Origin of the sequence: Burkholderia sp. 9120, assembly GCF_000745015.1 — a bacterium.
Taxonomy (GTDB): domain Bacteria; phylum Pseudomonadota; class Gammaproteobacteria; order Burkholderiales; family Burkholderiaceae; genus Paraburkholderia.
The window spans coordinates 4,490,884-4,516,269 of the sequence record NZ_JQNA01000002.1; the positions used below are offsets into that span (position 1 = coordinate 4,490,884).

A 25,386-nucleotide genomic window follows, 5' to 3' on the forward strand; every position below is an offset into this window, starting at 1 on the left:
ATCGAGCCCAGCCCCCTCGGCGCTGCGCTATGCCGATGCGCTATGCCGATGTGTGTCCCGGATACGGTGAGGACCGTCGATGATACGCGGTACGGCCCCCATTCAGACCGAGTCTGACGAAATTTAATGGTTCGGCGCTCATGCTGTTTTGCGTTCTTTTGCGTTTTTTTGTGCTGTTCCAAACAGAGATCAGCGCTATTTGACGCTATGCCGCAAGGGTCTGAAAAACGTGCGGATCTCGTGGGCGAGTAACGCGGGCTGTTCCATGGCCGCGAAATGGCCGCCGCTCGGCATCTCGGTCCACTGCTGGACGTCGAAGGTTCGTTCGAGCCAGCTACGCGGCGGATGGTTGATCTCCTTCGGGAAACTCGCGAAGCCAACTGGCGGCACGACGCGTTGATCCGCGGCGAAGCGCATCGGTTGCAAACGGTTCTCCCAGTACATCTGGATCGACGGGCCGATGCTTTGCGTGTACCAGTAGAGCGAAATGTCGGTGAGCAGGTCGTCTTTCGAGAACACCCGCTCTATCTCGCCGCCGCAATCGCTCCACGCACGAAACTTTTCGCCGATCCAGGCGGCGAGTCCCACCGGCGAATCGTTGAGCGACGCCGCCAGCGTGAGCGGCTTCGTGCCGTGCAAGTGGGCGTAGCCGCCTTCGAGCGTGGCCCATTCGGTTTTCGAGCGCAGATAGTTTTCTTCGGCGGGCGTGAGCGGCTGCCGGTCCGCGCCGATCGCGGGTTCATACGAGGACGGCAGAAAGTTGAGGTGAATCCCGTCGACTTGCTGCGGATGCCGCGCGGCCAGCGCCACCGACACGCCCGCGCCAAGGTCGCCGCCCTGCGCGCCGAAACGCTCGTAGCCGAGCCCCTGCATCAACGACGCCCACAGGTCGGCCACCTGAAACGCGGAACAGCCTGGCTGAGCCGGCGCCGGTGAAAACGCGAAGCCAGGCAGCGACGGCGCGACGACGTCGAACGAATCCGCGGGGTCACCGCCGAACGCGGCCGGATTGCACAAGTGCTCGATAAGCGTGTGGAACTCGAAGAACGAGCCCGGCCAGCCGTGCGTCACAACTAGCGGATACGGCGCGGGACCTTCACCGCGCCGATGCACGAAGTGCACGCGCTGACGGTCGACATGGGCGAGGAATTGCGGCTGCGCATTCAGCTTGCGCTCCGCCGCGCGCCAGTCGAAAGCGTCGGCCCAATAGGCGGCCAGTTCACGCAGCCACGCGTTGTCGGCGCCTTGCTGCCACGCGGGCGACGGCGTGGCCGGCGCCCAGCGCGTCGCGCGAATCCGCCTGCGCAGATCGTCGATGTCGGCGTCGGGAATGGCAACGTGAAACGGGTCTATCCGCATGGGGGAACTCATCCGCAAGAGGCTGGGAAATCACGCGCGACGCCCAACGGCCACCCTGCGCACGCTACGAACACGAAGCAGGGGCCATGGTACACAATGGGCAAATTTTCCGTTTCCCCCTGTCCGTTCCGGAGACCGTCATGCTTGGAGCGCTCGCTGCCCTACTCACGTTTCAGTGCCTCGGTGAAGGCATTTCGTACCTGTTCCATGTGCCCGTACCCGGACCCGTGATCGGCATGCTGCTGTTATTCGGCTTCCTCATGCTGCGTCCGCAAGCCGCCGACGCGATCGAGCCGACCGCGCTCGAATTGCTGCGTCATCTGTCCTTGCTGTTCGTGCCGGCCGGCGTCGGCATCATGGTGTCGGCCGAGCGGATTCGCGGCGACGCGCTGGCGGTGATCGTCTCCATTGCGGTGAGCACGACGCTCACGATCGCCGTGGCCGCGCTCGTCACGCGTGCATTGATGCGCCGGCAGCGGACTGATCCGGTCGCGCCGGAGGCCGCATCGTGACCGCCATTCCGAAGCTCGGCGCGATCTGGGTCTATCTCGCCGCGAGCCCGCTGCTCGGGTTGACCATCACGTTGATCGCGTATCTGATCGCCCAGATGCTCTACACCAAAGCGCGCTTCAATCCGCTCGCCAATCCGGTGCTGATCGCGGTGGCGTTGCTGGTCGCGCTGCTCGAAATCACCCACACGCCGTATGCGACGTACTTCGAAGGCGCGCAGTTCGTGCACTTCCTGCTCGGCCCCGCGACGGTGGCGCTCGCGCTACCGCTTTACCGGCAGTGGCCCAAACTGCGCCGCTCGGCCTTGCCGCTGATCGGCGGGCTGGTCGCCGGATCGCTGACGGCGATCGTTTCGGCAGTGGGCGTGGCGGCGATGTTCGGCGCGTCGCATCAAACGCTCGCCTCGCTCGCACCTAAATCCGCGACCACGCCGATCGCCATGGCGGTGGCGTCGGAAATCGGCGGTATTCCTTCGTTGACGGCGGTGCTCGTTATCTCGACCGGCGTGTTCGGCGCCGTATTCGCGCGCGCGATTCTCAACGCGCTGCGGATCGTGGAACCGGAGGTGCGGGGCTTCGCGCTCGGCATCGCGTCGCACGGTATCGGTACGGCCCGGGCGTTTCAGGTCAGCGAGGAAATGGGCGCGTTCGCCGGTCTGGGCATGGGGCTCAACGCCATCTTCACCGCGTTCGTCGTGCCGGTGTTGATGCCGCTGGCGGCGCGGTGGTTGATGGGTTGATGTGCGCAGCGGGGAATCGTAGCGCGCGGAAAAGCGACGGCTAGCCGCTGTACCTGCGTCTGCGCTGGCGGCGTTCAGCAAGCGCAATCTCAAGGACGCTGCGCGTTGACCAGACTCGGCGCGCCGCCCGGCCCCGCCGGGTCCGGATTGCCGAATGCCGGCAGGCTGCCGTTGCTTCGCGCGCGAACAATCTCCTCGCGCACCTGCTCGCGCGTCTTCGGCCCGTCCGATTTCAACAATGTCCCGCCAGGCGCGGTGGATTGCAGCGACGTCGACTGAAGTGGCGCTTGCGCGGTCAGTTCGGCCTGGCGGTTCGACGGCGACGCCTGCTCGACGCCGGCGCCCGATGGCGTCAGCAGGATCAGCGGCGGCACGGCCGGCGCGCTGGCGACACCCTGTCCCACCCTGATCGTCGGCGCAACGGTACGCGCTCGCGAAGTCAGCACGGCAGGCTCGTCAAGCGGGACGTTGCTGGCCGCCATACGATCGCCTGAAGCACCCGTTACCTGGGTTCCCACACCGCGCCGTTTTGTCGCGTAGCCGGATGCACGGCTTGAATAATCGCGAGTGGCATAGCGGCGCTCACGAGAGTGATGGCCCTTCACCGGCGCCGACGTGCGCTTCGCTTTCGGCTCCTCCTGCGCCACGACCTGCGCCTGCGGCGAGGCTTGCGCGCGCGCCTGCACCTCGCGCTGCAGCGCGGCCACCTGGTTATCGTTTTTGTGCGTCGCCGCTACCGCATCGAGTTGCGCCTGCGCGGCGCCAAGGTCGTTGCGCTGCAAACTACTGCGTGCGGCTTGCAAGCCGCTGGACAACGCGGCATCCGAAGCACCGCCAGCCAGCACCGGACCGGACGTGATCGCCCCGCTCATGATGTCGCCGCGCGCGTGCCGGGCCGCCTCGCCGCCGCTGTCCATGCTGGGTTCATCCACCGAGAGCCAGTGCCGGCCTGCCGGTGAGACGTAGGCCGCAATCGCCACCGCGCCCACCACGAGACTGCTCAGAACGACTTTCCTGGGTTCGCCATGCATACCTTGTCCCCCTCCGATCGTGGCCGCACGCCGCGCTCGCCGCAACGTGTCCGAACTCATCAGAAGGTTCGCGGCGACCGGCAGATCGATGCCACCGCAACGACCACGAGTTCGGGGCCGATCCAGTCACGTACGAAAGTGTGATTGAACTGGATGCGAGGAAATCTCGGTTTCCGCGTTTGAAACGCCGAAACGTCGGAATGGGCCTGCCAGTTGTCCGAAAAGACCTGCGGCAGCGGGGTTTTCTTCCGAACCATGTTGGAACTGCCAGGCAATCCACCGACATGAAACCATGCCCGCAGGTCCGGCATATGGGACTAGACGAGCGGCCCTTCCGCCTGCTTGCCACGCATCGCCACCGCAATCGAACTGCCGACAATCAACGCGATGCCTAGCAGCGCCATCGCGCCGATCGTCTCGCCCCACACCACGTAGGCGAACAGCGCCGCCCAGACGATGCTGGTGTAGTTGTACGGCGCGAGCGCGCCCGCGTCGGCCTCGCGAAACGCCATCGTCATCAGCAACTGCCCGGCCGTCGCGAACGCGCCGAGCAGGGCCATCGTCACGAGCGCTTCGAGCGTCGGCGTGCGCCACGCCAGCAACAGCGAAGCGCCGGTGACGAGCGTCCCGATCACCGTGAAGTAGAGCACCGTGGTGCCCGAGTCGTCGGTGGCGCGAATGCGCTTGATCTGAACGATCGACAACGCGCCGAAGAACGCGCTCGACATCAGCAGCACCGGCCCGAGCCAGCTCGAATGCGCGCCGTCCGGGCGCACCACGAACAGCACGCCGATAAAACCGATCGCCGCCGCGATCGCATCGCGCGGCTTGAGCGTTTCCTTCAGCAGCAGCGGCGCCAGAACGATCACCAGCAAGGTCTCGGAATAAACGATCGCGACCGCCTCGCTGAGCGGCATGTACGGCAAGCCGGCGAAGAACAGACCCGACGCACCGAGCAACGTCAGCGCGCGTAGCGTCTGACCGCGCACGTCCATGTGTCTGAGACGTTCGGCAAGCGGCTTGCCGCGCAGGCAGACCGCGACGGCCGGCACGAGACCGAACAGCATGCGGAAGAACGTCACTTCGTTGGCCGGATAGGCGAGCGCCACGGATTTGGCGAGCGCGTCGACGAGCGCGAAACAGAACATCGAAACGAGGATCAGCGCGATGCTGCGCGGCGGTACGGCGGTCGTCCGAACGGCGGTAATGGGCGGCATGAGGGGTCCTGGGAAGCGCGCGTGACGAGCGCGGCGCCGGGGTTTTGCGTGATGTTCTTGCGGCGTTTATGAAGCGCGCGCCGTCGGAAAACGGATTATGCCCGCTGTCCGGAAGGCGGGTCGATCCCAGTCCAACGGGTCACCCAATGCGCATCGCATCACCGCCCTCGCCGTCCGGAAACTTTCCACCGACGATTCCGGGTAAGTCCCGATACAGGTAAGCAAAAGTAATAATATTATTCATATCGATTTCCGCATCGTGAGGCCAAGACTCTCTGTCCATGGCCACGTTCAGCTTTAATAATAATTATGACCATCTACTAAGCGGGGACATCAGGAGATACAGGTGCGCAATTATCTTGTGCTTGCGGCGCTGGCTACGCTTGGCGCTTGCGGTGGCAATGACGGCTCGCCCGGTGCGGCCGCATCGGCGAACAAACAGACCGTCGCGGCCGATCCTTCGGCTTCGGCCTCTTCCGCGGCGGCTGCGGCATCGGCTGCCTCGGCGGCCGACCTGGCCAGCGTCGACAACGAATTCCGGGCCGCGAAAACCGTTCCGCTCGGCATGAAAACGACCATCCCGCCGCTCGTGATCGCCGATCCGACGCTCAACCTGCCGCCGTACACACCGCCTGCGCCGCCCGCGCCGGTCTCCACCACCACACTCTCGTTCGGCGACTTCACCAGCTACCTCGCGCCCGGCTCGAATCAAGGCTGGCAGACCGGCGCCAACAGCTCGACGATCGCGATTCCCGCGCCGCCGACCAACGGCACGGGCGCTGGCGACAAGACCGTCGCGCTCGGCAGCACCTACGCCACCGCATCGTACGAAGCCGACCTGACGGTCAGCGCACCGGTCGGCAACGGCGCCGCCAACGCGGGCTTTCTCGTGCGCACCACCAACCCGACGGCCGGCGGTCCCGACAGCCTGACCGGCTACTACATCGGCCTCGACACCGGCACGCACTCGGTCGTGGTGGGACGCGAGAACAACAACTGGACGAACTTCATCGCGTATCCGGTCAGTTCGGTGGTGGGCGGCAGCACGCATCACCTGAAGGTGACGACGAGCGGCACCGCGATCACCGTCGACCTCGACCAGCAGCGCGTAATCAGCGTCAACGACGCCACCAATGCCCTGCCCGCCGTGTTCCAGTCGGGCAGCTTCGGGCTGCGGCGCTTCGGCGTCGGCGCAAGCTTCAGCAACGTCACGATTCGCACGTATCCCACCGTGACCTCGCCGAGCTACGATTTTTCCAAGGTGGTCGGCGCGGTGTACACGCCGTCGAACGCGGTGAACGCGATCGACTTCTGGGAGAACTACGACCCGGACATCGTCAATCGTGAACTGACTTACGCGCAGACCTACGGCATGAACACCATCGCCGTGTATCTGCACTACCTGGTGTGGGCGAACGATCGCGTCGCGTTCCTGAGCAAGTTCGAGAACCTGCTGAAAATCGCCGCGCGTCACGGCATCAAGGTCTCGCCGATTTTCTACGACGACTGCTGGAACCCTACGCCGCAATACGGCCCGCAACCCGCGCCGGTCTGGGGCGTGCATAACAGCCAATGGGTGCAGTCGCCGGGCACGCCGGTCGAACAGGCGTATTTCCAGCCGAGCGCGTCGAACGCCAGCATCACGTACAAGGCGAGTCTGGCGAGCTACATCACCGACTTCGTCGCGCCGCATCGCAACGATCCACGCATCATCTTCTGGGAGACGATGAACGAGCCCGGTTGCAGCGGCAATGGCGCGCTGCAGGAAACCCGCGCGGTGCTGATGAACGACGCGCGCATCGCGATCCTTAATGCCGGCGCCACCCAGCCGATCAACGCGCCGCAAGTGCAGGAGGACGAAGGCACGTACTTCTCGGACTTCTACGCGCTCCATCCGTACGGCAATCCGTACACCGGTCCGGTGAACGGAAGCTCGGTCAGTGCGCTGAATTCCGAAACCTTGCAGCGCGGCTTTCCGGGTACCACGGGGCAGACCATGCCGGGCATCGTCGCGAACTATGGCGGCAGCACGGGTTTTATCGTGTGGGAGTTGATGATCGGGCGCACCAATACGCGTTTCCACTGGGGGCAGGTGCCGAGCGCACCCGCTACGGTCGAACCGGCCATCCCGTTCCAGGGGACGATCTATCCTGACGGCCACCCGTGGCAGACCTCGGAGACGCAGGCGCTGACCGGTGGTTTCGACGTGAAACTGCCGGTGCTGCAGGTCGGCTATTACAACGATCCGACCTTCAAAAGCGCGCCGGTCAAGACGTCGGTTACGCCGTTGATCGACTTCGATCTGAACACCGAGCGCGGCACCGATTCGCCTGACGCCTCCGCCGGCGTCAATGCGACCGGCTATGGCGTGCGTTGGACGGGTGCGATTCAGGCGGCGCAGTCGGGGCTCTACACGTTCTCGATCGATAGCGACAACGTCGCACGGTTGTGGATCAACGGCGTGAAGATCATCGACAAGAAGAGCGCGTCGCAAGGCACGTTGAGCGGCAAGACCTGGCTCGCCGCGAAGCAGCGCGCGTCGATCAAGGTCGAGTACGTGCATGGGACGGGGCCGGCCAGCATGCATCTGCTGTGGTCGAGTTCGGCGGCGCGCAATCCGTCGGCGTTGCGGATCGTGCCGTCGGATTCGCTGGTGACGGCGAATTGATCAGGTGGTGAGAGAGTCGTCCGGCAGTGCGGTGCTGCCGGACGACTTGTCTATCCAGCAAGAACCGATCGACCTTTCCCAAGCGAAAAACCACTGTATAAAAACACAGTACAATAGACGACAGCAAACACCCGCGCCCTTCCGCGCCCTCGTTACCGTCGTTGGAATGATGTCCGCCCAGCAAGCCCTCTTCGCCGCCGAACCCGTCTCTCTCGTTCATGACGAAGAAGGCGGCATCCGCTATCTGCCCGACTCGATCCCGCCGGCTGTCGCGCAGCGCTGGTTCGACGAGGCACAGCGCAACGTCGGCTGGCTCAGCCAGCAGCGCATGATGTACGAACGCGAGGTCGCCGTTCCGCGCCTGCTCGCCACTTTCGCCCGCGAATCGGCCGATCTGCCCGCGCCGCTCGGCGAGGCGTTCGAAGCCGTGCGCGCGCTGATCGGCGCACCGTTCAATCGCGTCGGCCTCAATCTCTATCGTGACGGTAGCGACAGCGTCGCGCCGCACAGCGACAAAACGGACAAGCTCGTGCCGGGCCAGCCGATTGCAATCGTCTCGCTCGGCGTGAGCCGCCGCATGTCGATCCGCTCCAGAACAGGCTCCGGCCGAACCGTGCACGTCGAACTTGAACCGGGGAGTTGCCTCGTGATGAGCTACGCGTCGCAATTCACGCACGAACACGGCATCCCCAAGCTGGCGGATGTCGCCCGGCCGCGCATCAGTCTCGCGTTCCGCTGTTTCGCGCCTTAGATCAACGTGACCTTGCCCGTCGCCAGATCGTAAATACCGCCCACTACCTTGACCTTGCCGCGTCGCACGTACTGGCCGATCAGCGGTTTCGACACCATCAGCCTGCTCGTGTTCAGCTTCACGTTCTCGATCGTGGCGCGCGCAACCAGATCGTCATCATGAGCTGAACCGGCCAATTGCACCGCCGGCTTGAGCGAGCGAACCAGGTCGGGCAAGTGCCCCGGCAATACGGTGCCCTTCTGAATCACCTTGACGGTCGCGGCAATCGCCCCACAGTTCGTATGCCCGAGCACCATGATCAGCGGCACGCCGAGAAACTCGACGCCATACTCGAGGCTCGCGAGCATATCCTCGTTGACGAAATTGCCGGCCACGCGCACCACGAACAGATCGCCCGGGCCCTGATCGAAAGCGAGCTCCGGCGCGACCCGCGAATCCGCGCAACCGACGATCGCCGCAATCGGATACTGCGCCTCCACGCGCGCCACCCGGCCTGCGGAAAAGTCCTTGTTTGAAGGGCTATTCGCAGCGTAGCGCGCGTTGCCTTGCATGATCCGGTCGAGCGCTTCCTGCGGTGGAATCGAATTCGGCGCATTGCCGGCAACCGGTTCGGCCGCCATGACATCGTGCGGCGACAACGCCGCCAGCGTGATGGCGGACGCGCCGGCCAGTAGCCAGTCACGTCGCGTGGAAGAAATCGGATGGTGTTCGCACATGGCAGGTCTCCTATGTGCTGGTGCGCTACGGAGATACTCAGGTCACGCCAAGCCTGGCAAGCAACGCCTTCGCGGCCGCTTCCGACGAAGCCGGATTCTGCCCGGTGATCAGATTCCCGGCGACCACCACATGCGACAACCAGTCCGGCCCTTTCGAATAACTCGCGCCGTTTTTCTTCAACATGTCTTCGACCAGAAACGGCACGACGTCGGTGAGCCCGACAGCCGCCTCTTCGGTATTCGCAAAGCCTGTGACGGGTTTATCGCGCACCAGCGGCGTGCCGTCGGGCGTCTTCGTGTGACGAAACACCGCGGGCGCATGGCACACCGCGCCGACCGGCTTGCCCGCGGCATACAGCGCCTCGACGAGCGCGATCGAGTGCGGATCTTCCGCCAGATCCCACAGCGGCCCGTGACCGCCGGGATAAAACACCGCGTCGTAATCCGCCGCCGACACACTGGAGAGCGTGACCGTATTCGCCAACGCGGCTTGCGCATCGGCGTCTTTGCTGAAGCGCCGGGTTGCGTCGGTCTGCGCGTCGGGATCGTCGCTCTTGGGGTCGAGCGGCGGCTGTCCGCCTTTGGGCGACGCCAGGGTCGTCGCGATGCCCGCGTCTTTGAACACGTAATAAGGTGCGGCAAATTCCTCAAGCCAGAATCCGGTTTTTCTGCCGGTGTTGCCAAGCTGATCGTGGGACGTCAAGACCACCAGAATTTCCATATCGACCTCGTAAACGGTTTCGATTCGCCCGGCTTGCGCACGCCGGACGGCGCTGGAGTGGCGCCGCAGTGGCGCGAGCCGCTCCAGGCGCTCTGGCAGTATAGGTGGCGCCAGGTGACGTCGAAGAGGATTTCTTGCCGCGCGAGCGGGCCGCGTCGGCGGGCCGCTCACATCGAAAAACGCAATGTCAGACCGCGTAAATATTGGGGTTGTCCACCAGCGGCAAGAATTGGCCGGTGCGCCCGTCGAGCGCGAGCATCGTGCCGCTTTCGATGTCGAAGATCCAGCCGTGCAATTGCAGCGTTTTATTCACGAGCCCGACCGCCACCGACGGATGCGTGCGGATATTCGACAACTGCGCGATCACGTTGTCCTTCACCAGCGCGGACAGACGCTCGGCGTCCGAGTGATACGTGCGTGACGCGTTGATTGCTTTGGCGGCATCCGAATGACGCAGCCAGCTGGCCACTGCCGGCAGATGATCCAGATTCGTGCAGGTCGAGATCGCGGTCATCGCGCCGCAGTTCGAGTGTCCGCAGATCACGATATCGCGCACGCCCAACACCGACACCGCGTATTCGACCGTGGCCGACACGCCGCCCGGCTCCGGACCATACGACGGGACGATGTTGCCCGCGTTGCGGATCACGAACAGCGCGCCCGGCTCGGTCTGCGTCAGCAACTCCGGCACGACGCGGCTATCGGAACAGGTCACGAACAGCGTATTGGGGCTTTGCGCGGCCGATAAGCGCTTGAACAGCGCACTCTGCTGCGGAAAGACGTCACGTTGAAAGCGGATGATACCTTCGATGATTTCCTGCACGATGATCTCCAGATAGTCGAAGCTTAGGTCTGCAGCGCCCGCACCGGTCAAGCGGTGCGAGTCGGCTGTCTGTTGGCGGGACTATACCGCAGCAGGCGTCTGGCTCACCGGCCACGCGAGGTGGCGAATCGTGCGTGCGACCATCACAGCGTTTTGATCTGAAGGCCGCGCCCATAAAAAAAGCCCCGACTGTTACCAGCCGGGGCCAACTCTCTCGCTCGCACACCGGAACCGTGCGTGCATGACTACTGTATCTGGGTCGACGAAGCGGATATAGGTGCCGCGCTGGAAGAGTGCCTTCCATCGCGGCTCACTCTCGAAGCGTTGCGCTAATGCGCGGTTTCAACACCGGACACGCATAAGCGCAACACAACCAGGCCGCTCGACATTCACTGCGATTACATCGCGCTCCGTCGGATAAGGCACACTGAATCAACGGCTATACATCGCATTCCAGTCGGCCTTGGACACCGCCGGGCGACCGCTTTCCGACGCCCCTGCCGCGTTACCGCCATAGCCGCTGACGTTGCTGTTTTGCGCGGCCACGCGCGCTTCGGCGGCCTGAATCGCGTCGGGATAATGCGCCTGGTCGCCGTCGCCGACGTGATAGCCGGCCTGTTCGAGTTGAACCAGTTCGGCGCGAACCTGCTCGCGGGTGACACGGGTGGTCGACTGGGCAAACACGGTGGCCGAAGCAGTGAGCGAAGCGACGATAACAACGGCCTTGAGCAATGACTTCATGATAAAAACAACCTCCGGTAATTGATGGTTTGCGGTGCTGCGAGTCGGACTCACCGTCACCGCAGGACTCAATATAGGCGTCGATTCGTCGGAGAATAATGGGCGCGCATCGAAGGGATTGTTGCTGGATCTGGAGAAGTCGCGCTCAAGGCGCCGACTCAGAGTCGGGTACTCAAAAGCAACGACTCAAAAGCGGGTACGCAGCCCCACGGTGCCGACCACCTGATTCCCGGTCGACGACGCGCCGCCCGCTGTATTGATGAACGCGGTATAGCCCTGCCCGGTCACGTGCTGAAACATTGCTTCGGCGTACACGTCGGTACGCAGCGAGAGCGCATACACGGCTTGCAGATTCACCTGGTTCCATTTCGGATCGGCGCCGAAGCTCGTCGTGCCGCCCACGTGCGCGTCCGTGTACGTGTACGCCGCGCCGAGGCTGAACGCCGGCGTCACCTTGTACTTGCCGTTCACTTCGTAGTTGTCGAAGCGCATCGAGCCGTGCGTGGCGCCGAACGACGCGGTGTTCTGAAACTGGCTGTGCGTGTAGACGAAGCCGGCCGTCACGGGACCGAAACCATAACTCAGCGCAGCGCCTGCCGTGCGCTGAACCTCGGCGCCAAGCTGGAAGCCACCCGTGCCGTTCGCCGTCGATTCGCCGAGATCCACCGCACCCGCCGTGTTGGTGGCGGAGTTGGCGCCGTTGATCTGCAGATAACCTGCGGCCGCTTTGAACGGCCCATTGCTATAGCTCACGCCTGCGCTGTACGCGCGATTGACCGCGAAGTCGCTGTTGTTCGAGAACGCGTAGAGGCCGCCGAACTTCAGACCCGCGTAGTTCGCGCTGGTGTATTTGACGGCGTTGCTCATCCGCACCGAGTGGTTCAGATTGTCGTTGTCGAACGGATGCGCGAAGCCGGTGTCGCCGAACGTGCCCGCTGTGCCCGACAACGGCGCGACGAAATCGACCAGCGAATCGTACTGACGGCCGAGCGTGAGCGTGCCGAACTGCTGGCTGCTCAAGCCCGCATACGCCTGACGTCCGAACAGACGACTGTTCTGGCCGAGCTTGCCGTTCTGCACGTTGTAGCCATTTTCGAGCACGAATACCGCTTGCAGACCGCCGCCCAGGTCTTCGCCGCCGCGCAAACCGAAGCGGCTGCCGTTGACGTTGCCGCTGGTCGCCTGCACCAGCACGCCCTGCGTGCCGCCCTTCTTGACGTTGTTGGTGTACATCACGCCGGCGTCGATAAGGCCGTAAAGCGTGACCGAACTTTGTGCATGCGCGAGCGTGCCGGCGAGTCCTGCAAACGCCGCGACCGCGGCCGAAATCTTTTTCACTTGATGCTCCTGCGTAGCTGGGTGTGGGGTTGAACAGCGACGCGGAGTATAAAAACGCGGCCTTCGAAAACGAATGCCCGCGGCCTGGAGGAGTCCTTTATCGAATCAGGAACAATCGGTCACGGAGAAGTCGCAATCGTGGCGCGGTGCGCGTTGGCGCGATGTTTCGATGGCGTGATCGGCAGGCGTGGCATGCCGGGATGGCGCGTGGGGTGGTGTGTGAACAACGGTGCGCAGCACCGATGAAAAGCGCCGATGAGAAGCAACAAAGAAAAGCAACGATGAAAAGCACCAGCGGCAAGCATGCCGCGAAAAGCCCGGCGCGCGAACGCCGGACTTTCTATGCCCTAATTGAAGTCGTCCGTCTCGAGTTCCACGGACTGTCCGCCGTTTTTCTCGAGGACCCGGCGCGTAGCGTTTTCAATCCTTGCGCGATTTGCCTCGAACGTATTGACGAGATGATGGGCCGATGGGCCGTCGTTGCCGAAATGGTTGTTCAGCGCATCCAGCGACACGCTGCACCAGACGTCGGCCCCGTCGACATTGGCTTCGAAGGCGACGCGCGCCGCGGCTACCACTTCGCGGCGTCCGGTGAATTCGATCCTCATAGTGACCCTCCATGTGTGAAAGTAGCGTTGGACGCGCAAACGCCGTGCCAAAGCTGGGCGATCCGCTCAGGCTCGCCCGCACGATTGATGCGCTGCGCGCTTTCTCCGCAAGGTGCATACTCGACCCTCGGCCGCTTTCGCGCAGCCGCGCTGATGCGTCGCGGCATGACCGCAGTTGGTGCCGTGCGACGTGCCTGACATCCTAATACTAACGCCCCATGTCCTCCCGCAACCCACAATCGTCGCGTCCTCTAGTCATTGCCGCGGTCATGGCCTCAATGGCGATGGTCGCCATCGAAGCCACCATCGTCTCTACCGCGATGCCGCAAATCGTCGCGCAACTCGGCGACCTGCATCTGTATAGCTGGGTGTTCTCGTCGTTCCTGCTCACGCAAACCGCCATGACGGTGGTGTTCGGCAAACTCGCCGATCTGTACGGGCGCAAACCGATCATGCTGATCGGCATCGCGATCTTCCTGGTCGGCTCGGTGCTGGCCGGCTTCGCGTGGTCGATGCCCGCCATGATCGTGTTCCGCCTGATTCAGGGCGTCGGCGCGGGCGCGATCCAGCCGGTCACGCTGACCATCGTCGCCGATCTCTATCCGGCTCATGAACGCGGCAAGGTACAGGGTTATCTCGCGAGCGTCTGGGCGATTTCAGCGGTGGTCGGGCCGATGGTCGGCGGCTTCATCATCCATAACCTCTCGTGGGCATGGATCTTCTGGATGAACGTGCCGATCGGCCTCGCGTCTGCGGCCGGCTTCATCGCGTTCCTGCGCGAACCGGAGCGCCACGCGCGGCCGTCCATCGACTTCGCCGGCGCGGCGCTATTCATGGCGGCGATCGCCGCATTGATGATGGCGCTGACCTATGCGGGCGACGACGAAATCGCGCGCGCCTCGCTGGCGGGCGGCGCGTTCCTGCTGTGCGTGCTGTTGTTCGTCGCGCAGGAGCGTCGCGCGGCCGAACCGATGATCTCGTTCGCGCTATGGAGCCGCCGGCCGATCGCCGCATGCAACGGCTCGACGTTGCTCTCCGGCATGATCCTGATGGGCGCCACCACGTTCCTGCCGATGTACGTGCAGGGCGTGCTGCATCGCTCGCCGGTAGTGGCCGGCCTCGCGCTGACGATGATGATGGTCGGCTGGCCGACCGGCGCCACGCTCGCGGCCAAGTCGTTTCACCGCCTCGGCTTGCGGCGCATTCTGATCGTCGGCAGCGCGTTCGTGCCGATCGGCGCGGCGCTGCTGCTGTTCCTGTCGCCCGGCGCGTCGCCGTTGATCGCGGCGTTCGGCTCGCTGATCATGGGCTTCGGCATGGGCACGTCCAGCGTCAGCTCGCTGGTGCTGATTCAGGAAATCGTCGGCATGGACGAACGCGGCAGCGCCACCGCGTCGAACCTGTTCTCGCGCAATCTCGGCAGCACGTTGGGCGCGACGCTGTTCGGTGCCGTGCTCAACTTCGGGCTGACGCATTCCAAGGGTCTGGCGGTCGTCACGTCGGATCAGTTGAAGTCGCTGCTGCAGAATCAGGCAGCGAGTCTCGGCGACAGCGACATGATCCGTATGGTGTTGCATCAGTCGCTGCACCTTACGTTCATCTCGCTGTTCGTGATCGCGATTTTCGTGGTCGTGCTGCTGGCGTTCGTGCCGCCGGTCAACATTCGCACCGCGAGACCCGTGCCGCTCGAAGCGTTGTCGCCGCTGGAAGATTGACCGTCGGCTAAGGCTGCTTCTAAGGTTGTTTCGCGGGCAGCGTCGCGGCAAAAAAATCAACCGCCTGCGCCGCAGTCTTCGCATGCACCGCATCGCGATCCACGCCGGGATTGTCCCGGCAGATGCGGGCAAGACGCGTGGCCACCGCCGGCAAACAGGTATCGAGAAACGTGTAGTGCCACGCGTCAGGCACGAACGTGACGCTGGCCTTGGGCATCGATGCCGCGATGCGACGAATGTTAGTGTCCACCGGCGCGGTGACATCGCCCGCGCCCGCGACCAGCGACACCGGAATCGTGATCGCAGCCAGCGACTCCGCGGTCAGCGCCTCGCCCAGCGCGGGCGCAATCGCGAACACCGCCTTGACGCGCGGATCGCGATACGACGCACCAGACCGCGCACGCGACGCCTTGGTCTCCGCCGACGCCGCATCGTCCGTTGATTGATCGCGCAACGGCACCGTCGCGCCGGACGCGTCACGAATCCGCGCCGCTTCCGGCGGCTGGCAGATCGCATCGGCCGCCGGCGAGGCGCAGAACCGATCGAAGCCCGCCAGATCGGTGCGCGCTCCCGCCAGTTCCAGAACCGTATAACCGCCCAGAGAAAAGCCCACCGCGCCGATCCTGTCGCGGTCGACATGCGGCCCCAGCTTCGGGTCCGCCAGCACGCTATCGAGCACTTCGCTGGCGTCCGTCGCGCGTTCCCACCACAGCGTGAAACCGTCGCGGGTCAGCGGTTCGAGTTCGCTGTTGCCCGGATGATTGACGCCCGCCACGATATACCCGTGCGCGGCAAGCGCGGCGCCGAGCCAGTCGAGACTGTCCGCGCTGCCGCCGGTGCCGTGCGACAGCACCAGCAGCGGATACGTGGCGCGCACGGCCGACAGCGGCGCGCCGTCGGCGACGGGATGCCCAACGAACAACGGATCGCCGGGTTTGCCGACGTCATGCCGCTGCTCCGGCACGGACGGATCGACGGGATACCAGATGCGCGTGACCAGCGCCTCGGTGGCCGCGCCGCGCCAATTGCGCGCGACAGGCGGATGAATGATCCGCACCGTCTCACCCACATGCCAGCCGGCCCCGGCAGCCTCCGCCGACACAGCACCGTCCGCCCACGACAAAGCCGCCGCGCACAGGAGCGCGGCACCGCATCTACGAAACATGGTCAGTCCTTGCGAATGGGGATCATCAGATCCGTGACACAGGCGCGCTGCAATCCGGCGCGCGGCGGGCTGCGGTACAACTCGAGCGCCGGACGGGTATCGAGCGCATAGCCGCTTTGCGGCAGCCACACGCCGTACAGCGCGCGAAAGGTCGGCGCGATCAGCGCATACGGGCCGACCAGCCGGTGTACCGCGTAAAAACCGCCGTCCACGCGCAGCGGTTCGACCGGCGCGGGCGGCGCTTCATGCGACGCAACATCGGGCGACGTGACGATCCCCGCCAGATAGCGAAAACTGCCCTTGAGCGCCGGGTCGCGCACGCAAATGCCGACGCGCCGATCCGTGCGCGGGTCGTCTTCGCAGCGCAGCATGTGCATCAGATCGCGGAACGTCTGGCCGATCGTCGCAATCGGTCCTTCGTGGCGCAGGCAGAGCACGTCGATCGGCGCGATCTCCGCGAGTTCGACCGCGGGCCAGAGCGACATGCGGCCATCGTCGGGATTCGTTGCGTGGTTTGCGTTGGCCTCGTCGGCGTCGCTGGCGTCCCGCTTTTCCGTGGCGTCGGCGGCATCGACCATGTTGCCCGCCGCACCCGAGCGCCGGCTTGCCGCCGGTGTCGCGAGATGCTTCTGGCGTGCCTTGAACTCACTCGGCGTGACGCCGGTAAAGCCGCGAAATGCGCGGGCAAAGGCCTGCGGACTGTTGTACCCGGCATCGTGCGCGACGGCGGTCACGCGTGCGGACGCGTCGGTCAGACGTTGCGCGGCTTGCGCAAGACGCAGGCGCTGCACGGTCTCGACAATGCTCTCGCCGGCCAGCGCGCGATAAATGCGATGAAAGTGATACGGCGACAGATGCGCGACCGCCGCCAGACTGTCGAGCGTATGCGGCGCGCCTGGTTCGAGCAGAATCGCCTCGATCACACGAGCGATCCGCCGACGATAATCGAGTTCCGTGCTGGCTTTCATCATGGCGCTAGGATAGCGGCCTCGTCGCCACAAAACGGTGCAGAGCTTGCGAAATTTCATCGCGAGTTCACGGCGATGCTGCCGCGCGTCATGGCACTATGGCGGGCATTGCTTTGCAAGCCCCGCGCAACGTGCGTTGCTTTCCCGCTTGGTGCCGTACCGTAGCGTGCCCGACGCCTACACAGCATCACGGCACGACACGAAACCCGGCGAAGCGACACGACGCATACCGCGCTTGCCATGGAGTTCCGACGACATGATGCAGCCTGTAGCGAGCGTCACGCGTGCCTCGATCCGCCGCCGGCTAGGCGCTGCGCTGCTGCTGACCGGCGCCCTGCTGCTGGCCGGTTGCACGCTGCCGTCGCTGGCCGGCCGCACGGAATCGGCGGCGCTCGATCCGGTGCAGGCTCAATCGACCCATCTCGGCATGGCCGTAGCGGGACCGCTTGCGCAGCATCCGGGCCTGAGCGGCATCTATCCGCTCGAAAATCCCCACGACGCGTTCGCGGCCCGCGTCTTTCTCGCGCACGCGGCGCAACGCACGCTGGACGTTCAATACTATATCTGGCGTGACGATCTGACCGGCACGCTGATGCTGGAGCAACTGGTCGAAGCGGCGCAGCGCGGCGTGCGGGTGCGCCTGCTGCTCGACGACAACGGCATTCCCCCTTCGCTCGACACCACGCTCGCGGCGCTCGACGCGCATCCCAACATCGAGGTGCGCCTGTTCAATCCGTTCGTGGTGCGCAAGCCGAAGTCGATCGGCTTTATCACGGACTTCTCGCGCGCCAACCGGCGTATGCATAACAAGTCGTTTACCGCCGACAGCACCGCGACGATTCTCGGCGGCCGCAATATCGGCGACGAGTATTTCGGCGCGACCGACGGCGTGGTGTTCTCCGATCTCGACGTGCTCGCGGTCGGTCCCGCTGCCGGCGCTGTGGCGCATGACTTCGACCGCTACTGGTCGAGCGAGTCGTCGTATCCCGTGGACCGGATTCTGCCGCACGTGAGCGCCGATCAGTTGCCCGCGCTCGAGGCCAGAGCGAAGGCCGTTGCCAGCGATCCCACCGCGCTCGCCTACGAAGACGCGTTGCGCGAGTCGCCGATCGCCCAGCAGTTGCCCACCGGCACGCTGCCGCTCGAATGGGCCGCGACGCGTCTGATCAGCGACGATCCCGCCAAAGGCCTGAACCGCTCGCCGACCGACGCGCTGGTGCTGAAGCAGATGCACGAGATACTCGGCGACCCGGCCGAGGAACTCGACCTGGTGTCGCCGTATTTCGTGCCGACGGAGGTGGGCGTCCAGTACTTCACCCGGCTCGCCTCGCGCGGCGTGACGGTGCGCGTGCTGACCAATGCGCTCGAATCGACCGATGTCGCCGCCGTCCATTCCGGCTATGCGAAACACCGCGTCGCGTTGCTCAAGGGTGGTGTGGCGCTCTACGAACTACGTCGCCAGCCGGGCGCGGACGGCAAAACCGAACAGCGCGCCGGTCCGTTCGGCAGTTCGGGATCGAGCCTGCATGCCAAGACGTTCGCGGTGGACGGCCAGCGTGTTTTCGTGGGTTCGTTCAACTTCGACCCGCGCTCGGCGAAGCTCAATACCGAACTCGGTCTGGTAATCGACAGCCCCGCGCTGGCGGGGAAAATCCGTTCGACGTTCCAGACCCAGGTGCCGCAAGTGGCGTACACGCTTAGCCTCGACGACAAGGGCAAGCTGGTCTGGCTCGAACAGGACGGCGCCAACACGATCCGCTACGACACCGAACCGAACACCACCTGGGTGCGCCGGCTCGGCGTGTGGTTCATGTCGATCCTGCCGATCGAATCGTTTTTATAAATCGGCGGGCCGGCACAGGCCGATCATCCACGCATGCACGGCATCGACCGCGACCGAACGCGCCGGCTGCGCCGAGCGCATCAGCCAGAGCGGCGCCAACGCGAAGCCCGGCACCTGCGGCAAGACTGCCACGCGGCCGCTCGTCAACGCGTCTCCCGCCGTGAGCCGCGACACCATCGCGATACCCGCCTCCTGCTCGGCCGCCGCCACGACGAAGCGTGGATCGCTGACCGTCAACGCGCGGCGCGTGCGCAAACCGCCGCGCCTGAGTTCCGGCAGCCACGGCGCCCATTCCGGACGCGCTTCGTGAACCAGCAGCGGCGCTTGCGTGAGCACGTCGGGAAACGGCGCGTCACGCAGACGGCGTGCCGTTTCCGGTCCGCAGATCGCCACCGCCTCTTCGTCGAGCAACAACTCGCAGGTGACTTCCGGCGTACGGATCGGCCTGGCTGACACCACCAGATCGACATCGACGCGATCGATCTCGTTGACCTCCTCGTCGGTCACGAGCCAGATCTCGAGCGTCGGCAGCGCCTCCGCGAACTGCCGCATGCGCGGCATCAGCCAGCCTGAGGCGAATTGCGGCGCGCAAACAAGAATCACCGAATCCGGATTGCCATACGGCTCGATCCGGTCGCGCCCGTCGGCGAGTGTGGCGAGCGCCGTCGTGACGGTTTGCGCGTACAGCACACCGGCGGCGGTCAACGCGACGCCACGGCCGATCCGCCGAAACAGCGGCTGCCCGGTCCACTCCTCCAGTTGCTGGATCTGATGGCTGATCGCCGACTGGGTCAGCGCGAGTTCTTGGGCCGCGCGCGTGAAGCTGCCGACGCGCGCGGCGGCGTCGAAGGCGAGCAAGGCTTGCAACGGGGGCAGTCTACGCATGGGCGATCCGGGTCAGATATTAAAAATATCGATACTTCCAGCAAGATTCTTCGCTTTTCGCGGGAATTTTTCCCCGCAATCATAGCTCCAGTTGCCCTCCACACGTTTTCTCGTTTCAGCAGACATGAGAAATATTTGTGCGAACGGCGCCCTGCTTAAACTACGCGAAGCCACTGGACCGACAAGCATGACTCTGGATCTCTCCCCCCATCCGCACGCGCCCGGCAGCGAACTGTCTGCCGCCCCCACCTACGCCGGCGTGCTGTCGTTCATGCGCCGTCCCTATACGCGCGACCTCACGGGCGTCGACGTCGCCGTCTCAGGCGTGCCGCTCGACCTCGCGACCACCTTCCGCCCTGGCACCCGCTTCGGGCCAGCCGCGATGCGCGCCGCCTCGGTCCAACTGGCCGGACTCGGCGCGTTTCCGTGGGGCGTCGATCCGTTCGACCACTTGAACGTGGTCGACTACGGCGACTGCTGGTTCGACGCGCACAACCCGCTCGGGATTCGCGACGCGATCGTCGCGCACGCTCGCGGCATTCTCGCGACCGGCACGCGCATGCTGACGCTCGGCGGCGACCACTACATCACGTATCCGCTGCTGATCGCGCACGCCGAGAAATACGGCAAGCCGCTGAGCCTGATCCATTTCGACGCGCACTGCGACACCTGGCCCGACGACAACCCCGACTCGCTGAACCACGGCACGATGTTCTACAAGGCGATCCGCGAGGGCTTGATCGATCCGGCGCGCTCGGTGCAGATCGGCATTCGCACGTGGAATGAAGACTTCATGGGCGTGCGCATTCTCGACGCGCCGTGGGTTCATCGCCACGGCATTCAGGCCACGATCGACGAGGTACTGAAGATCGTCGGCGCCGCGCCGACCTATCTGACCTTCGACATTGACTGCCTCGATCCCGCCTTCGCGCCCGGCACGGGTACACCGGTGGCGGGCGGCCTGAGTTCGGCGCAGGCGCTGGAGATCGTGCGGGCGCTCGGCGCCGTGGATATCGTGGGCGCCGACGTGGTGGAAGTGTCGCCGCCCTACGATCACAGCGACGTGACCGCGCTCGCCGCCGCGCATATCGCGTACGACATGCTGTGCCTCATGCGCAACCAGAAGCTGCAACGCCAGCAGCGCGAGTAGACACCCTCACACGCACTGACGACACCCCCCACGAACCCCTAGCGGACGATCCGACGACCATGCCCCACACCGCCACGAAACCGATCCTCACCGCCTTACTGATGTGCGCATTCGGCACTGCGGCGCACGCCGACGACAAGCAGCTCAATCTGTACAACTGGGGCGACTACATCGCGAAAGACACCGTGCCGAACTTCCAGAAGGAGTTCGGCATTCAGGTGCGCTACGACGAGTACGACGGCGACGAGACCTTGCAGGCGAAGCTGTTGACCGGTTCGACCGGCTACGACGTCGTGGTGCCGACCTCGAATTTTCTTGCCAAGCAGATCGAAGCCGGCATTTATCAGAAGCTCGACAAATCGAAGCTGCCGAATCTGGTGAACCTCGATCCCACGCTGATGAAACTCGTCGCCGATGCGGATCCCGGCAATCGGTACGCGGTGCCGTGGGCGTGGGGCACGACCGGGCTCGGCTACAACGTCACGCGGGTAAAGAAGATTCTCGGCGACAACGTGCCGCTCGATAGCTGGGACGTGCTGTTCAAACCGGAATATCTGAGCAAGCTGAAGAGCTGCGGCGTGTCCATGCTCGACGCGCCGACCGACGTGTTCGCGGTCACGCTGCACTATCTCGGCCGCGATCCGAACAGCGAAAATCCGGCCGACTATCAGGCCGCGTACGAAGCGCTGAAGAAGATTCGCCCGTATATCACGCAGTTCAATGTGACGAGCTACATCAACGATCTCGCGGGCGACGATATCTGTTTCGCGCTGAGCTGGTCAGGCGATGTGTCGATGGCGAGTCATCGTGCGCGCGAGGCCAACAAGAGCTACCAGGTCAAGTACTTCATTCCGCAAGGCGGCGCGCCGGTCTGGTTCGACATGATGGCGATCCCGAAAGATGCGCCGCATCCGCAGGCGGCGCTGGAGTGGATCAACTATATCGAGCGACCGGAGGTTCACGCGGCGATTACGAACACGGTGTTCTATCCGAATGCAGATGCAGCCGCGCGTAAGTTCGTGAACGCGGACATTCTCAACGACCCGACCGTGTATCCGCCTGAGCCGGTGTTGAAGACGCTGTTTCTGCTGAAGCCGTTGCCCGCGCCGATCAAACGGCTGGAAGGCAGGTTGTGGGCGCAGTTGAAGTCGGGGTCGTAGAGGTTCACGTTTGACTCGTGCCGCCTGATAGACGACGCGGTACGTTCAATCCTTCGCGTACAACGTCGAGTCCGCGAAACCTTCGGCGGCCAGCACCTGGCCGACCAGGATCAACGCGGTCCGCTCGATCGATGTCGACTGCACCTTGTCGACAATATCGTCGAGCGTGCCGGTGATCTTCTCCTCGTCGGGCCAGCTCGCGCGATAGACCACCGCGATCGGACACGCGCCGCCGTAGTGCGGCCGCAGTTCATCGACGATTCGTGCGAGATGCCGCACGCCCAGGTGGATCGCCATCGTCGCGCGATGCCGTGCGAGGTCGGCGAGCTGTTCGCCTTCAGGCATGCGGGTTTTACTCGCGTAGCGCGTGAGAATCAGCGTCTGCGAAACGTCGGGCAGCGTGAGTTCGCAACCGAGCGTCGCGGCACAGGCGGCGGTTGCCGTCACACCCGGCACGATTTCGTACGGAATGTTCAGCTCGCGCAAACGACGGATCTGCTCGCCGATCGCGCCGTATAACGACGGGTCGCCGGAGTGCACGCGCGCGACATGCTGGCCGTTGTCATGCGCGGTTTTGAGCAACGCGATGATCTGGTCGAGATCGAGGTCGGCGGTGTTGACGACGAATTCGGCGGCGTGACCTTCGAGCACGGCGTCGGGTACCAGCGATCCGGCGTACAGGATCACCGGGCAACTGCGTACGAGACGCTGGCCTTTTACTGTGATCAGTTCCGGGTCGCCTGGACCCGCGCCGATAAAAAACACCGTCATTGACTGCTCCGTGGGTTGTGGGGGTGGCGTGGGTGGCATGCGCTGCGTGAGTGGCCGGTTCCGTTTTCTCGGCACAAGCTCACGTTGTGGCTGAGGCCGTGACTAGCGCTACGCTTCGAGCCGCCGTTAAGACCGAGGTTCACGCGAGCACTCGCAGTGCGTCGAGCAGACCGTCGACGCTGTCGAACTCACGATCCACCGCCGGCAGGTCGGGCCGGCGCAACATCACCACCGGCAAGCGACGTTCGCGCGCCACCTCGAGTTTCGCTTCCGTCGCGCCGCCGCCGCTGTTTTTGCTGACCACGACATCGAAGGTTTGCAGCGCGAACAACGCGCGTTCGCCTTCGAGCGTGAACGGGCCGCGCGTCGCGATGATCCTTGCGCGCGTGGCGTCCTGGTGCGGATCGAGACAGCGGACAGTCCAGAACTGATGCGCGGGAATTTCGTCGAGATGCGCGAACGGTTCGCGGCCGAGCGTGAACAGCGGCTTTCTGAATGGCGCGAGCGCCGCCGTGAGTTCGTTCCAGTCGCCGACCATCCGCCAATCGTCGCCGGCTTGCGGCTGCCAGGCCGGACGGCGCAGCGCCCAACACGGCACCTGCGCCGCATGACTGGCGCGCGCGGCGTTCGCGCTGATTTGCGCGGCGTACGGATGGGTCGCGTCCATCACGAGGCCGATGCGTTCGTCCGCGAGGTATTGCGCCATGCCGTCGCTACCGCCGAAACCGCCGACACGCACCGAGCACGCCAGATCGTCGGGCACCTTGCCGAGACCCGCGAGACTGTACACGTGCGTGGAATCGAGTTGATGCGCGATTCGTAACGCGTCGCCAGTGCCGCCTAGCAGCAGGATTCGCGTCATTGCGGGGTGCCGCTGTTTGCGGCGCTGACGGTGTTCGCGGTGCTGACCGTGTTTGCCTTGTTTGCGCCGCTCGCATCGCTTCCGACGCTTGCCGCGTCCACCTCACGCCACGGCTTCATCACCTCCAGCAACGTAATCGGCAACGCCTGCCGCCACGTATCGAAACCGCCGAGCGGTTGCGCATCCGCCAACGCAATCCGCGTCAACGTGCCGCCAAACCGCTCGCGCCACGCAACCAACGCCGCCTCGCCCTGCAACGTCACCGCGTTGGCAACCAGCCGGCCGCCTTCGCGCAAGCTCGCCCAGCACGCTTCCAGCACGCCCGGCACGGTCACGCCACCGCCGATGAACACAGCATCCGGCGCCGGCAAGCCCTGCAGCGCATCCGGCGCGCGACCGGCCACCAGTTGCAGACCCGGCACGCCCAACGCATCGCGATTGTGTTCGATAAAGCGCTGCCGTTCCGCGTGACCTTCAATCGCGATCGCGCGGCACGCTGGATGCGCGCGCATCCATTCAATGCCGATCGAACCGCTGCCCGCGCCCACGTCCCACAGCAACTCGCCGGGCGTCGGCGCGAGACGCGCGAGCGTGATGGCCCGCACGTCGCGCTTGGTCAACTGACCGTCGTGGCGAAACGCATCGTCGGGCAAGCCGCAAGTGAGCGGCAGACGCGGCGCGCCCTGGGTCGCCCGGCATTCGAGCGCGATCAGATTCAACGCGGCCACCTCGCTCGCGGACCACTGATCCGCGCGACCGTCGATCCGGCGTTCCAACTCCCCGCCCAGATGCTCCAGCACGATCATGCGAGTCGCGCCGAAGCCGCGCGCGTTCAGCAACGCCGCGAGCGCCGCGGGCGTGCGGCCATCCGCGCTCAGCACGAAAACGCGCGCGCCGTGATGCAAATGCGCGTTCAATGCCGGCAGCGGACGGCCCACCAGCGATACCGTCGCGACGTCCTGCAACGGCCAGCCGAGACGCGCGGCCGCCAGCGACAACGACGACGGCGCAGGCAACACCCGCAACTCATCCGCCGGCAATTGACGCGCGAGCGTCGCGCCGACGCCGAACAGCATCGGGTCACCACTCGCCAGCACGCACACCGCACCGCCACGCTCGGCGAGCAACGGCGCGAGATCGAACGGACGCGGCCACGCGGCCCGCCGCGCCGTGAGACGCGCGGGCAGCATCGCCAGATGCCGCTCGCCGCAATACACCACCGACGCCGCCAGCAACGCACGTCGCGCGGACCGCCCCAAACCGGCGAAGCCGTCGTCGCCAATGCCCACCACGGTCAGCCATGCCGGCATCCGACCATCCTTATTCTGTATCTTCAAATAATGCGCTGAGCCACGCCGATCAAGGCGTCCAGCCTCGTTATGCTGTTCGAAAAAAGGCATAATACAGCCGCCGGCGCCCTTCGGGGCCTAAGAGGGAACACAGTGTCACTGTGGCTGCCCCCGCAACTGTATGCAGCGAGTCCGCCCGCGCTGCGCGCCACTGGTTCAACCGGGAAGGCCGCGACGGACTTTGACCTGCCAGCCAGGAGACCTGCCGGCGAGACTGTTCGTGCCAGCCAACATCGGGCGGGGTGTACCGATGCCGCAGCAACGCCCGCTCCCAGGCTTGCTCGGGCCACCGCGCG

At 64.8% G+C, this 25,386-nt stretch carries 23 protein-coding genes and 1 riboswitch; of the genes, 8 read left to right on the forward strand and 15 right to left on the reverse strand.

The genetic code is table 11. The features are described 5' to 3' along the window. Positions 1-195: 195 nt before the first annotated feature. Entirely contained in the window at positions 196-1,359 is a 1,164-nt protein-coding gene (locus tag FA94_RS28135) for an epoxide hydrolase family protein (RefSeq protein WP_035557481.1), read from the reverse strand. Positions 1,360-1,499: 140 nt separating this feature from the next. On the opposite strand from FA94_RS28135, the gene FA94_RS28140 reads away from it, so the two are divergent. Together FA94_RS28140 and FA94_RS28145 are read left to right on the forward strand one after the other, a co-directional pair. Then, complete coding sequence (locus FA94_RS28140; protein WP_035557483.1) at positions 1,500-1,871, forward strand: CidA/LrgA family protein; 372 nt, start codon at positions 1,500-1,502, stop codon at positions 1,869-1,871. Continuing rightward, positions 1,868-2,608: an LrgB family protein gene (locus FA94_RS28145; protein WP_035557487.1), complete on the forward strand. Its 741-nt coding sequence runs from the start codon at positions 1,868-1,870 to the stop codon at positions 2,606-2,608. Before FA94_RS28140 ends, FA94_RS28145 begins: the two co-directional genes overlap by 4 nt. Positions 2,609-2,697: 89 nt before the next feature. Here the strand turns inward: FA94_RS28145 and FA94_RS28150 are convergent, their stop codons facing one another. Next, positions 2,698-3,699 carry a DUF4148 domain-containing protein gene (locus tag FA94_RS28150; RefSeq protein ID WP_081936184.1) on the reverse strand — a complete coding sequence of 334 codons (1,002 nt, stop codon included), beginning with the start codon at positions 3,697-3,699 and terminating at the stop codon, positions 2,698-2,700. Positions 3,700-3,956: 257 nt separating this feature from the next. Further along, positions 3,957-4,856 carry a DMT family transporter gene (locus FA94_RS28160; protein WP_035557495.1) on the reverse strand — a complete coding sequence of 300 codons (900 nt, stop codon included), beginning with the start codon at positions 4,854-4,856 and terminating at the stop codon, positions 3,957-3,959. Between the two features lie 346 nt (positions 4,857-5,202). Here FA94_RS28160 and FA94_RS28165 point away from each other — a divergent pair, with 346 nt between their 5' ends. Next, on the forward strand, positions 5,203-7,524 hold the full coding sequence (locus FA94_RS28165) for a PA14 domain-containing protein (protein WP_231585045.1): 2,322 nt from the start codon (positions 5,203-5,205) through the stop codon (positions 7,522-7,524). Positions 7,525-7,693: 169 nt separating this feature from the next. Next, positions 7,694-8,275, forward strand: a complete 582-nt coding sequence (locus tag FA94_RS28170) for an alpha-ketoglutarate-dependent dioxygenase AlkB (RefSeq protein ID WP_035557500.1) — start codon at positions 7,694-7,696, stop codon at positions 8,273-8,275. Here the strand turns inward: FA94_RS28170 and FA94_RS28175 are convergent. The 6 genes from FA94_RS28175 to FA94_RS28200 all read right to left on the reverse strand — a co-directional run bounded on the left by FA94_RS28175 (position 8,272) and on the right by FA94_RS28200 (position 13,222). Next, entirely contained in the window at positions 8,272-8,991 is a 720-nt protein-coding gene (locus tag FA94_RS28175; RefSeq protein ID WP_035557503.1) for a carbonic anhydrase, read from the reverse strand. The two genes, FA94_RS28170 and FA94_RS28175, sit on opposite strands and share 4 nt — an antisense overlap. Before the next feature lie 37 nt (positions 8,992-9,028). Next, positions 9,029-9,712 carry a type 1 glutamine amidotransferase domain-containing protein gene (locus FA94_RS28180; protein ID WP_035557506.1) on the reverse strand — a complete coding sequence of 228 codons (684 nt, stop codon included), beginning with the start codon at positions 9,710-9,712 and terminating at the stop codon, positions 9,029-9,031. 187 nt (positions 9,713-9,899) lie between these two features. Next, entirely contained in the window at positions 9,900-10,535 is a 636-nt protein-coding gene (locus FA94_RS28185) for a carbonic anhydrase (protein WP_035563251.1), read from the reverse strand. 432 nt (positions 10,536-10,967) lie between these two features. Continuing rightward, positions 10,968-11,276, reverse strand: a complete 309-nt coding sequence (locus FA94_RS28190; RefSeq protein ID WP_035557509.1) for a DUF4148 domain-containing protein — start codon at positions 11,274-11,276, stop codon at positions 10,968-10,970. 186 nt (positions 11,277-11,462) lie between these two features. Beyond that, complete coding sequence (locus tag FA94_RS28195; RefSeq protein ID WP_035557512.1) at positions 11,463-12,614, reverse strand: porin; 1,152 nt, start codon at positions 12,612-12,614, stop codon at positions 11,463-11,465. Between the two features lie 347 nt (positions 12,615-12,961). Further along, positions 12,962-13,222: a DUF1488 family protein gene (locus FA94_RS28200; protein WP_035557515.1), complete on the reverse strand. Its 261-nt coding sequence runs from the start codon at positions 13,220-13,222 to the stop codon at positions 12,962-12,964. 218 nt (positions 13,223-13,440) lie between these two features. On the opposite strand from FA94_RS28200, the gene FA94_RS28205 reads away from it, so the two are divergent. Beyond that, positions 13,441-14,937, forward strand: coding sequence for an MDR family MFS transporter (locus FA94_RS28205; protein ID WP_035557517.1), 1,497 nt, complete (start codon positions 13,441-13,443; stop codon positions 14,935-14,937). A 19-nt stretch (positions 14,938-14,956) separates the two neighbouring features. Here FA94_RS28205 and FA94_RS28210 read toward each other — a convergent pair whose 3' ends face one another. After that, positions 14,957-16,102 (reverse strand): alpha/beta hydrolase family protein, encoded by a 1,146-nt coding sequence (locus FA94_RS28210; protein ID WP_035557520.1) that lies wholly within the window; start codon positions 16,100-16,102, stop codon positions 14,957-14,959. A gap of 2 nt (positions 16,103-16,104) precedes the next feature. Beyond that, the gene (locus FA94_RS28215) at positions 16,105-17,073 is read right to left on the reverse strand and encodes an AraC family transcriptional regulator (protein ID WP_063771805.1); all 969 of its coding nucleotides are present in this window, start codon (positions 17,071-17,073) and stop codon (positions 16,105-16,107) included. Positions 17,074-17,326: 253 nt separating this feature from the next. On the opposite strand from FA94_RS28215, the gene FA94_RS28220 reads away from it, so the two are divergent. Next, a complete protein-coding gene (locus FA94_RS28220; protein ID WP_408305011.1) occupies positions 17,327-18,913 on the forward strand; it encodes a phospholipase D family protein in 1,587 nt (528 codons plus the stop codon). Here the strand turns inward: FA94_RS28220 and FA94_RS28225 are convergent. Then, positions 18,908-19,798 carry a LysR substrate-binding domain-containing protein gene (locus FA94_RS28225; protein WP_051980817.1) on the reverse strand — a complete coding sequence of 297 codons (891 nt, stop codon included), beginning with the start codon at positions 19,796-19,798 and terminating at the stop codon, positions 18,908-18,910. The two genes, FA94_RS28220 and FA94_RS28225, sit on opposite strands and share 6 nt — an antisense overlap. A 187-nt stretch (positions 19,799-19,985) precedes the next feature. Here FA94_RS28225 and speB point away from each other — a divergent pair, with 187 nt between their 5' ends. Continuing rightward, complete coding sequence (gene speB, locus FA94_RS28230; RefSeq protein ID WP_035557523.1) at positions 19,986-20,948, forward strand: agmatinase; 963 nt, start codon at positions 19,986-19,988, stop codon at positions 20,946-20,948. Positions 20,949-21,007: 59 nt separating this feature from the next. Then, the gene (locus FA94_RS28235; protein WP_035557526.1) at positions 21,008-22,108 is read left to right on the forward strand and encodes a polyamine ABC transporter substrate-binding protein; all 1,101 of its coding nucleotides are present in this window, start codon (positions 21,008-21,010) and stop codon (positions 22,106-22,108) included. 45 nt (positions 22,109-22,153) lie between these two features. Here the strand turns inward: FA94_RS28235 and cobM are convergent, their stop codons facing one another. The 3 genes from cobM to FA94_RS28250 form a co-directional block, all read right to left on the reverse strand. Next, on the reverse strand, positions 22,154-22,879 hold the full coding sequence (gene cobM / locus FA94_RS28240) for a precorrin-4 C(11)-methyltransferase (RefSeq protein WP_035557529.1): 726 nt from the start codon (positions 22,877-22,879) through the stop codon (positions 22,154-22,156). A gap of 139 nt (positions 22,880-23,018) precedes the next feature. Further along, complete coding sequence (locus tag FA94_RS28245) at positions 23,019-23,741, reverse strand: cobalt-precorrin-6A reductase (RefSeq protein WP_035557532.1); 723 nt, start codon at positions 23,739-23,741, stop codon at positions 23,019-23,021. Beyond that, positions 23,738-25,051 carry a bifunctional cobalt-precorrin-7 (C(5))-methyltransferase/cobalt-precorrin-6B (C(15))-methyltransferase gene (locus FA94_RS28250; protein WP_051980820.1) on the reverse strand — a complete coding sequence of 438 codons (1,314 nt, stop codon included), beginning with the start codon at positions 25,049-25,051 and terminating at the stop codon, positions 23,738-23,740. The genes FA94_RS28245 and FA94_RS28250 overlap by 4 nt, the downstream gene beginning before the upstream one ends. Before the next feature lie 84 nt (positions 25,052-25,135). After that, a riboswitch (cobalamin riboswitch) is annotated at positions 25,136-25,314 on the forward strand. The last annotated feature ends 72 nt before the right edge of the window (positions 25,315-25,386 follow it).

What these genes read in the sequence shown, in the direction of transcription:
- FA94_RS28135 (WP_035557481.1), bottom strand. Translation starts at nt 1,359, where the DNA reads ATGCGGATAGACCCGTTTCACGTTGCCATTCCCGACGCCGACATCGAC.
- FA94_RS28140 (WP_035557483.1), top strand. Translation starts at nt 1,500, where the DNA reads ATGCTTGGAGCGCTCGCTGCCCTACTCACGTTTCAGTGCCTCGGTGAA.
- FA94_RS28150 (WP_081936184.1), bottom strand. Translation starts at nt 3,699, where the DNA reads ATGAGTTCGGACACGTTGCGGCGAGCGCGGCGTGCGGCCACGATCGGA.
- FA94_RS28160 (WP_035557495.1), bottom strand. Translation starts at nt 4,856, where the DNA reads ATGCCGCCCATTACCGCCGTTCGGACGACCGCCGTACCGCCGCGCAGC.
- FA94_RS28170 (WP_035557500.1), top strand. Translation starts at nt 7,694, where the DNA reads ATGTCCGCCCAGCAAGCCCTCTTCGCCGCCGAACCCGTCTCTCTCGTT.
- FA94_RS28175 (WP_035557503.1), bottom strand. Translation starts at nt 8,991, where the DNA reads ATGTGCGAACACCATCCGATTTCTTCCACGCGACGTGACTGGCTACTG.
- FA94_RS28180 (WP_035557506.1), bottom strand. Translation starts at nt 9,712, where the DNA reads ATGGAAATTCTGGTGGTCTTGACGTCCCACGATCAGCTTGGCAACACC.
- FA94_RS28190 (WP_035557509.1), bottom strand. Translation starts at nt 11,276, where the DNA reads ATGAAGTCATTGCTCAAGGCCGTTGTTATCGTCGCTTCGCTCACTGCT.
- FA94_RS28200 (WP_035557515.1), bottom strand. Translation starts at nt 13,222, where the DNA reads ATGAGGATCGAATTCACCGGACGCCGCGAAGTGGTAGCCGCGGCGCGC.
- FA94_RS28205 (WP_035557517.1), top strand. Translation starts at nt 13,441, where the DNA reads ATGTCCTCCCGCAACCCACAATCGTCGCGTCCTCTAGTCATTGCCGCG.
- FA94_RS28210 (WP_035557520.1), bottom strand. Translation starts at nt 16,102, where the DNA reads ATGTTTCGTAGATGCGGTGCCGCGCTCCTGTGCGCGGCGGCTTTGTCG.
- FA94_RS28215 (WP_063771805.1), bottom strand. Translation starts at nt 17,073, where the DNA reads ATGATGAAAGCCAGCACGGAACTCGATTATCGTCGGCGGATCGCTCGT.
- FA94_RS28220 (WP_408305011.1), top strand. Translation starts at nt 17,327, where the DNA reads ATGATGCAGCCTGTAGCGAGCGTCACGCGTGCCTCGATCCGCCGCCGG.
- FA94_RS28225 (WP_051980817.1), bottom strand. Translation starts at nt 19,798, where the DNA reads ATGCGTAGACTGCCCCCGTTGCAAGCCTTGCTCGCCTTCGACGCCGCC.
- speB (WP_035557523.1), top strand. Translation starts at nt 19,986, where the DNA reads ATGACTCTGGATCTCTCCCCCCATCCGCACGCGCCCGGCAGCGAACTG.
- FA94_RS28235 (WP_035557526.1), top strand. Translation starts at nt 21,008, where the DNA reads ATGCCCCACACCGCCACGAAACCGATCCTCACCGCCTTACTGATGTGC.
- cobM (WP_035557529.1), bottom strand. Translation starts at nt 22,879, where the DNA reads ATGACGGTGTTTTTTATCGGCGCGGGTCCAGGCGACCCGGAACTGATC.
- FA94_RS28245 (WP_035557532.1), bottom strand. Translation starts at nt 23,741, where the DNA reads ATGACGCGAATCCTGCTGCTAGGCGGCACTGGCGACGCGTTACGAATC.
- FA94_RS28250 (WP_051980820.1), bottom strand. Translation starts at nt 25,051, where the DNA reads ATGCCGGCATGGCTGACCGTGGTGGGCATTGGCGACGACGGCTTCGCC.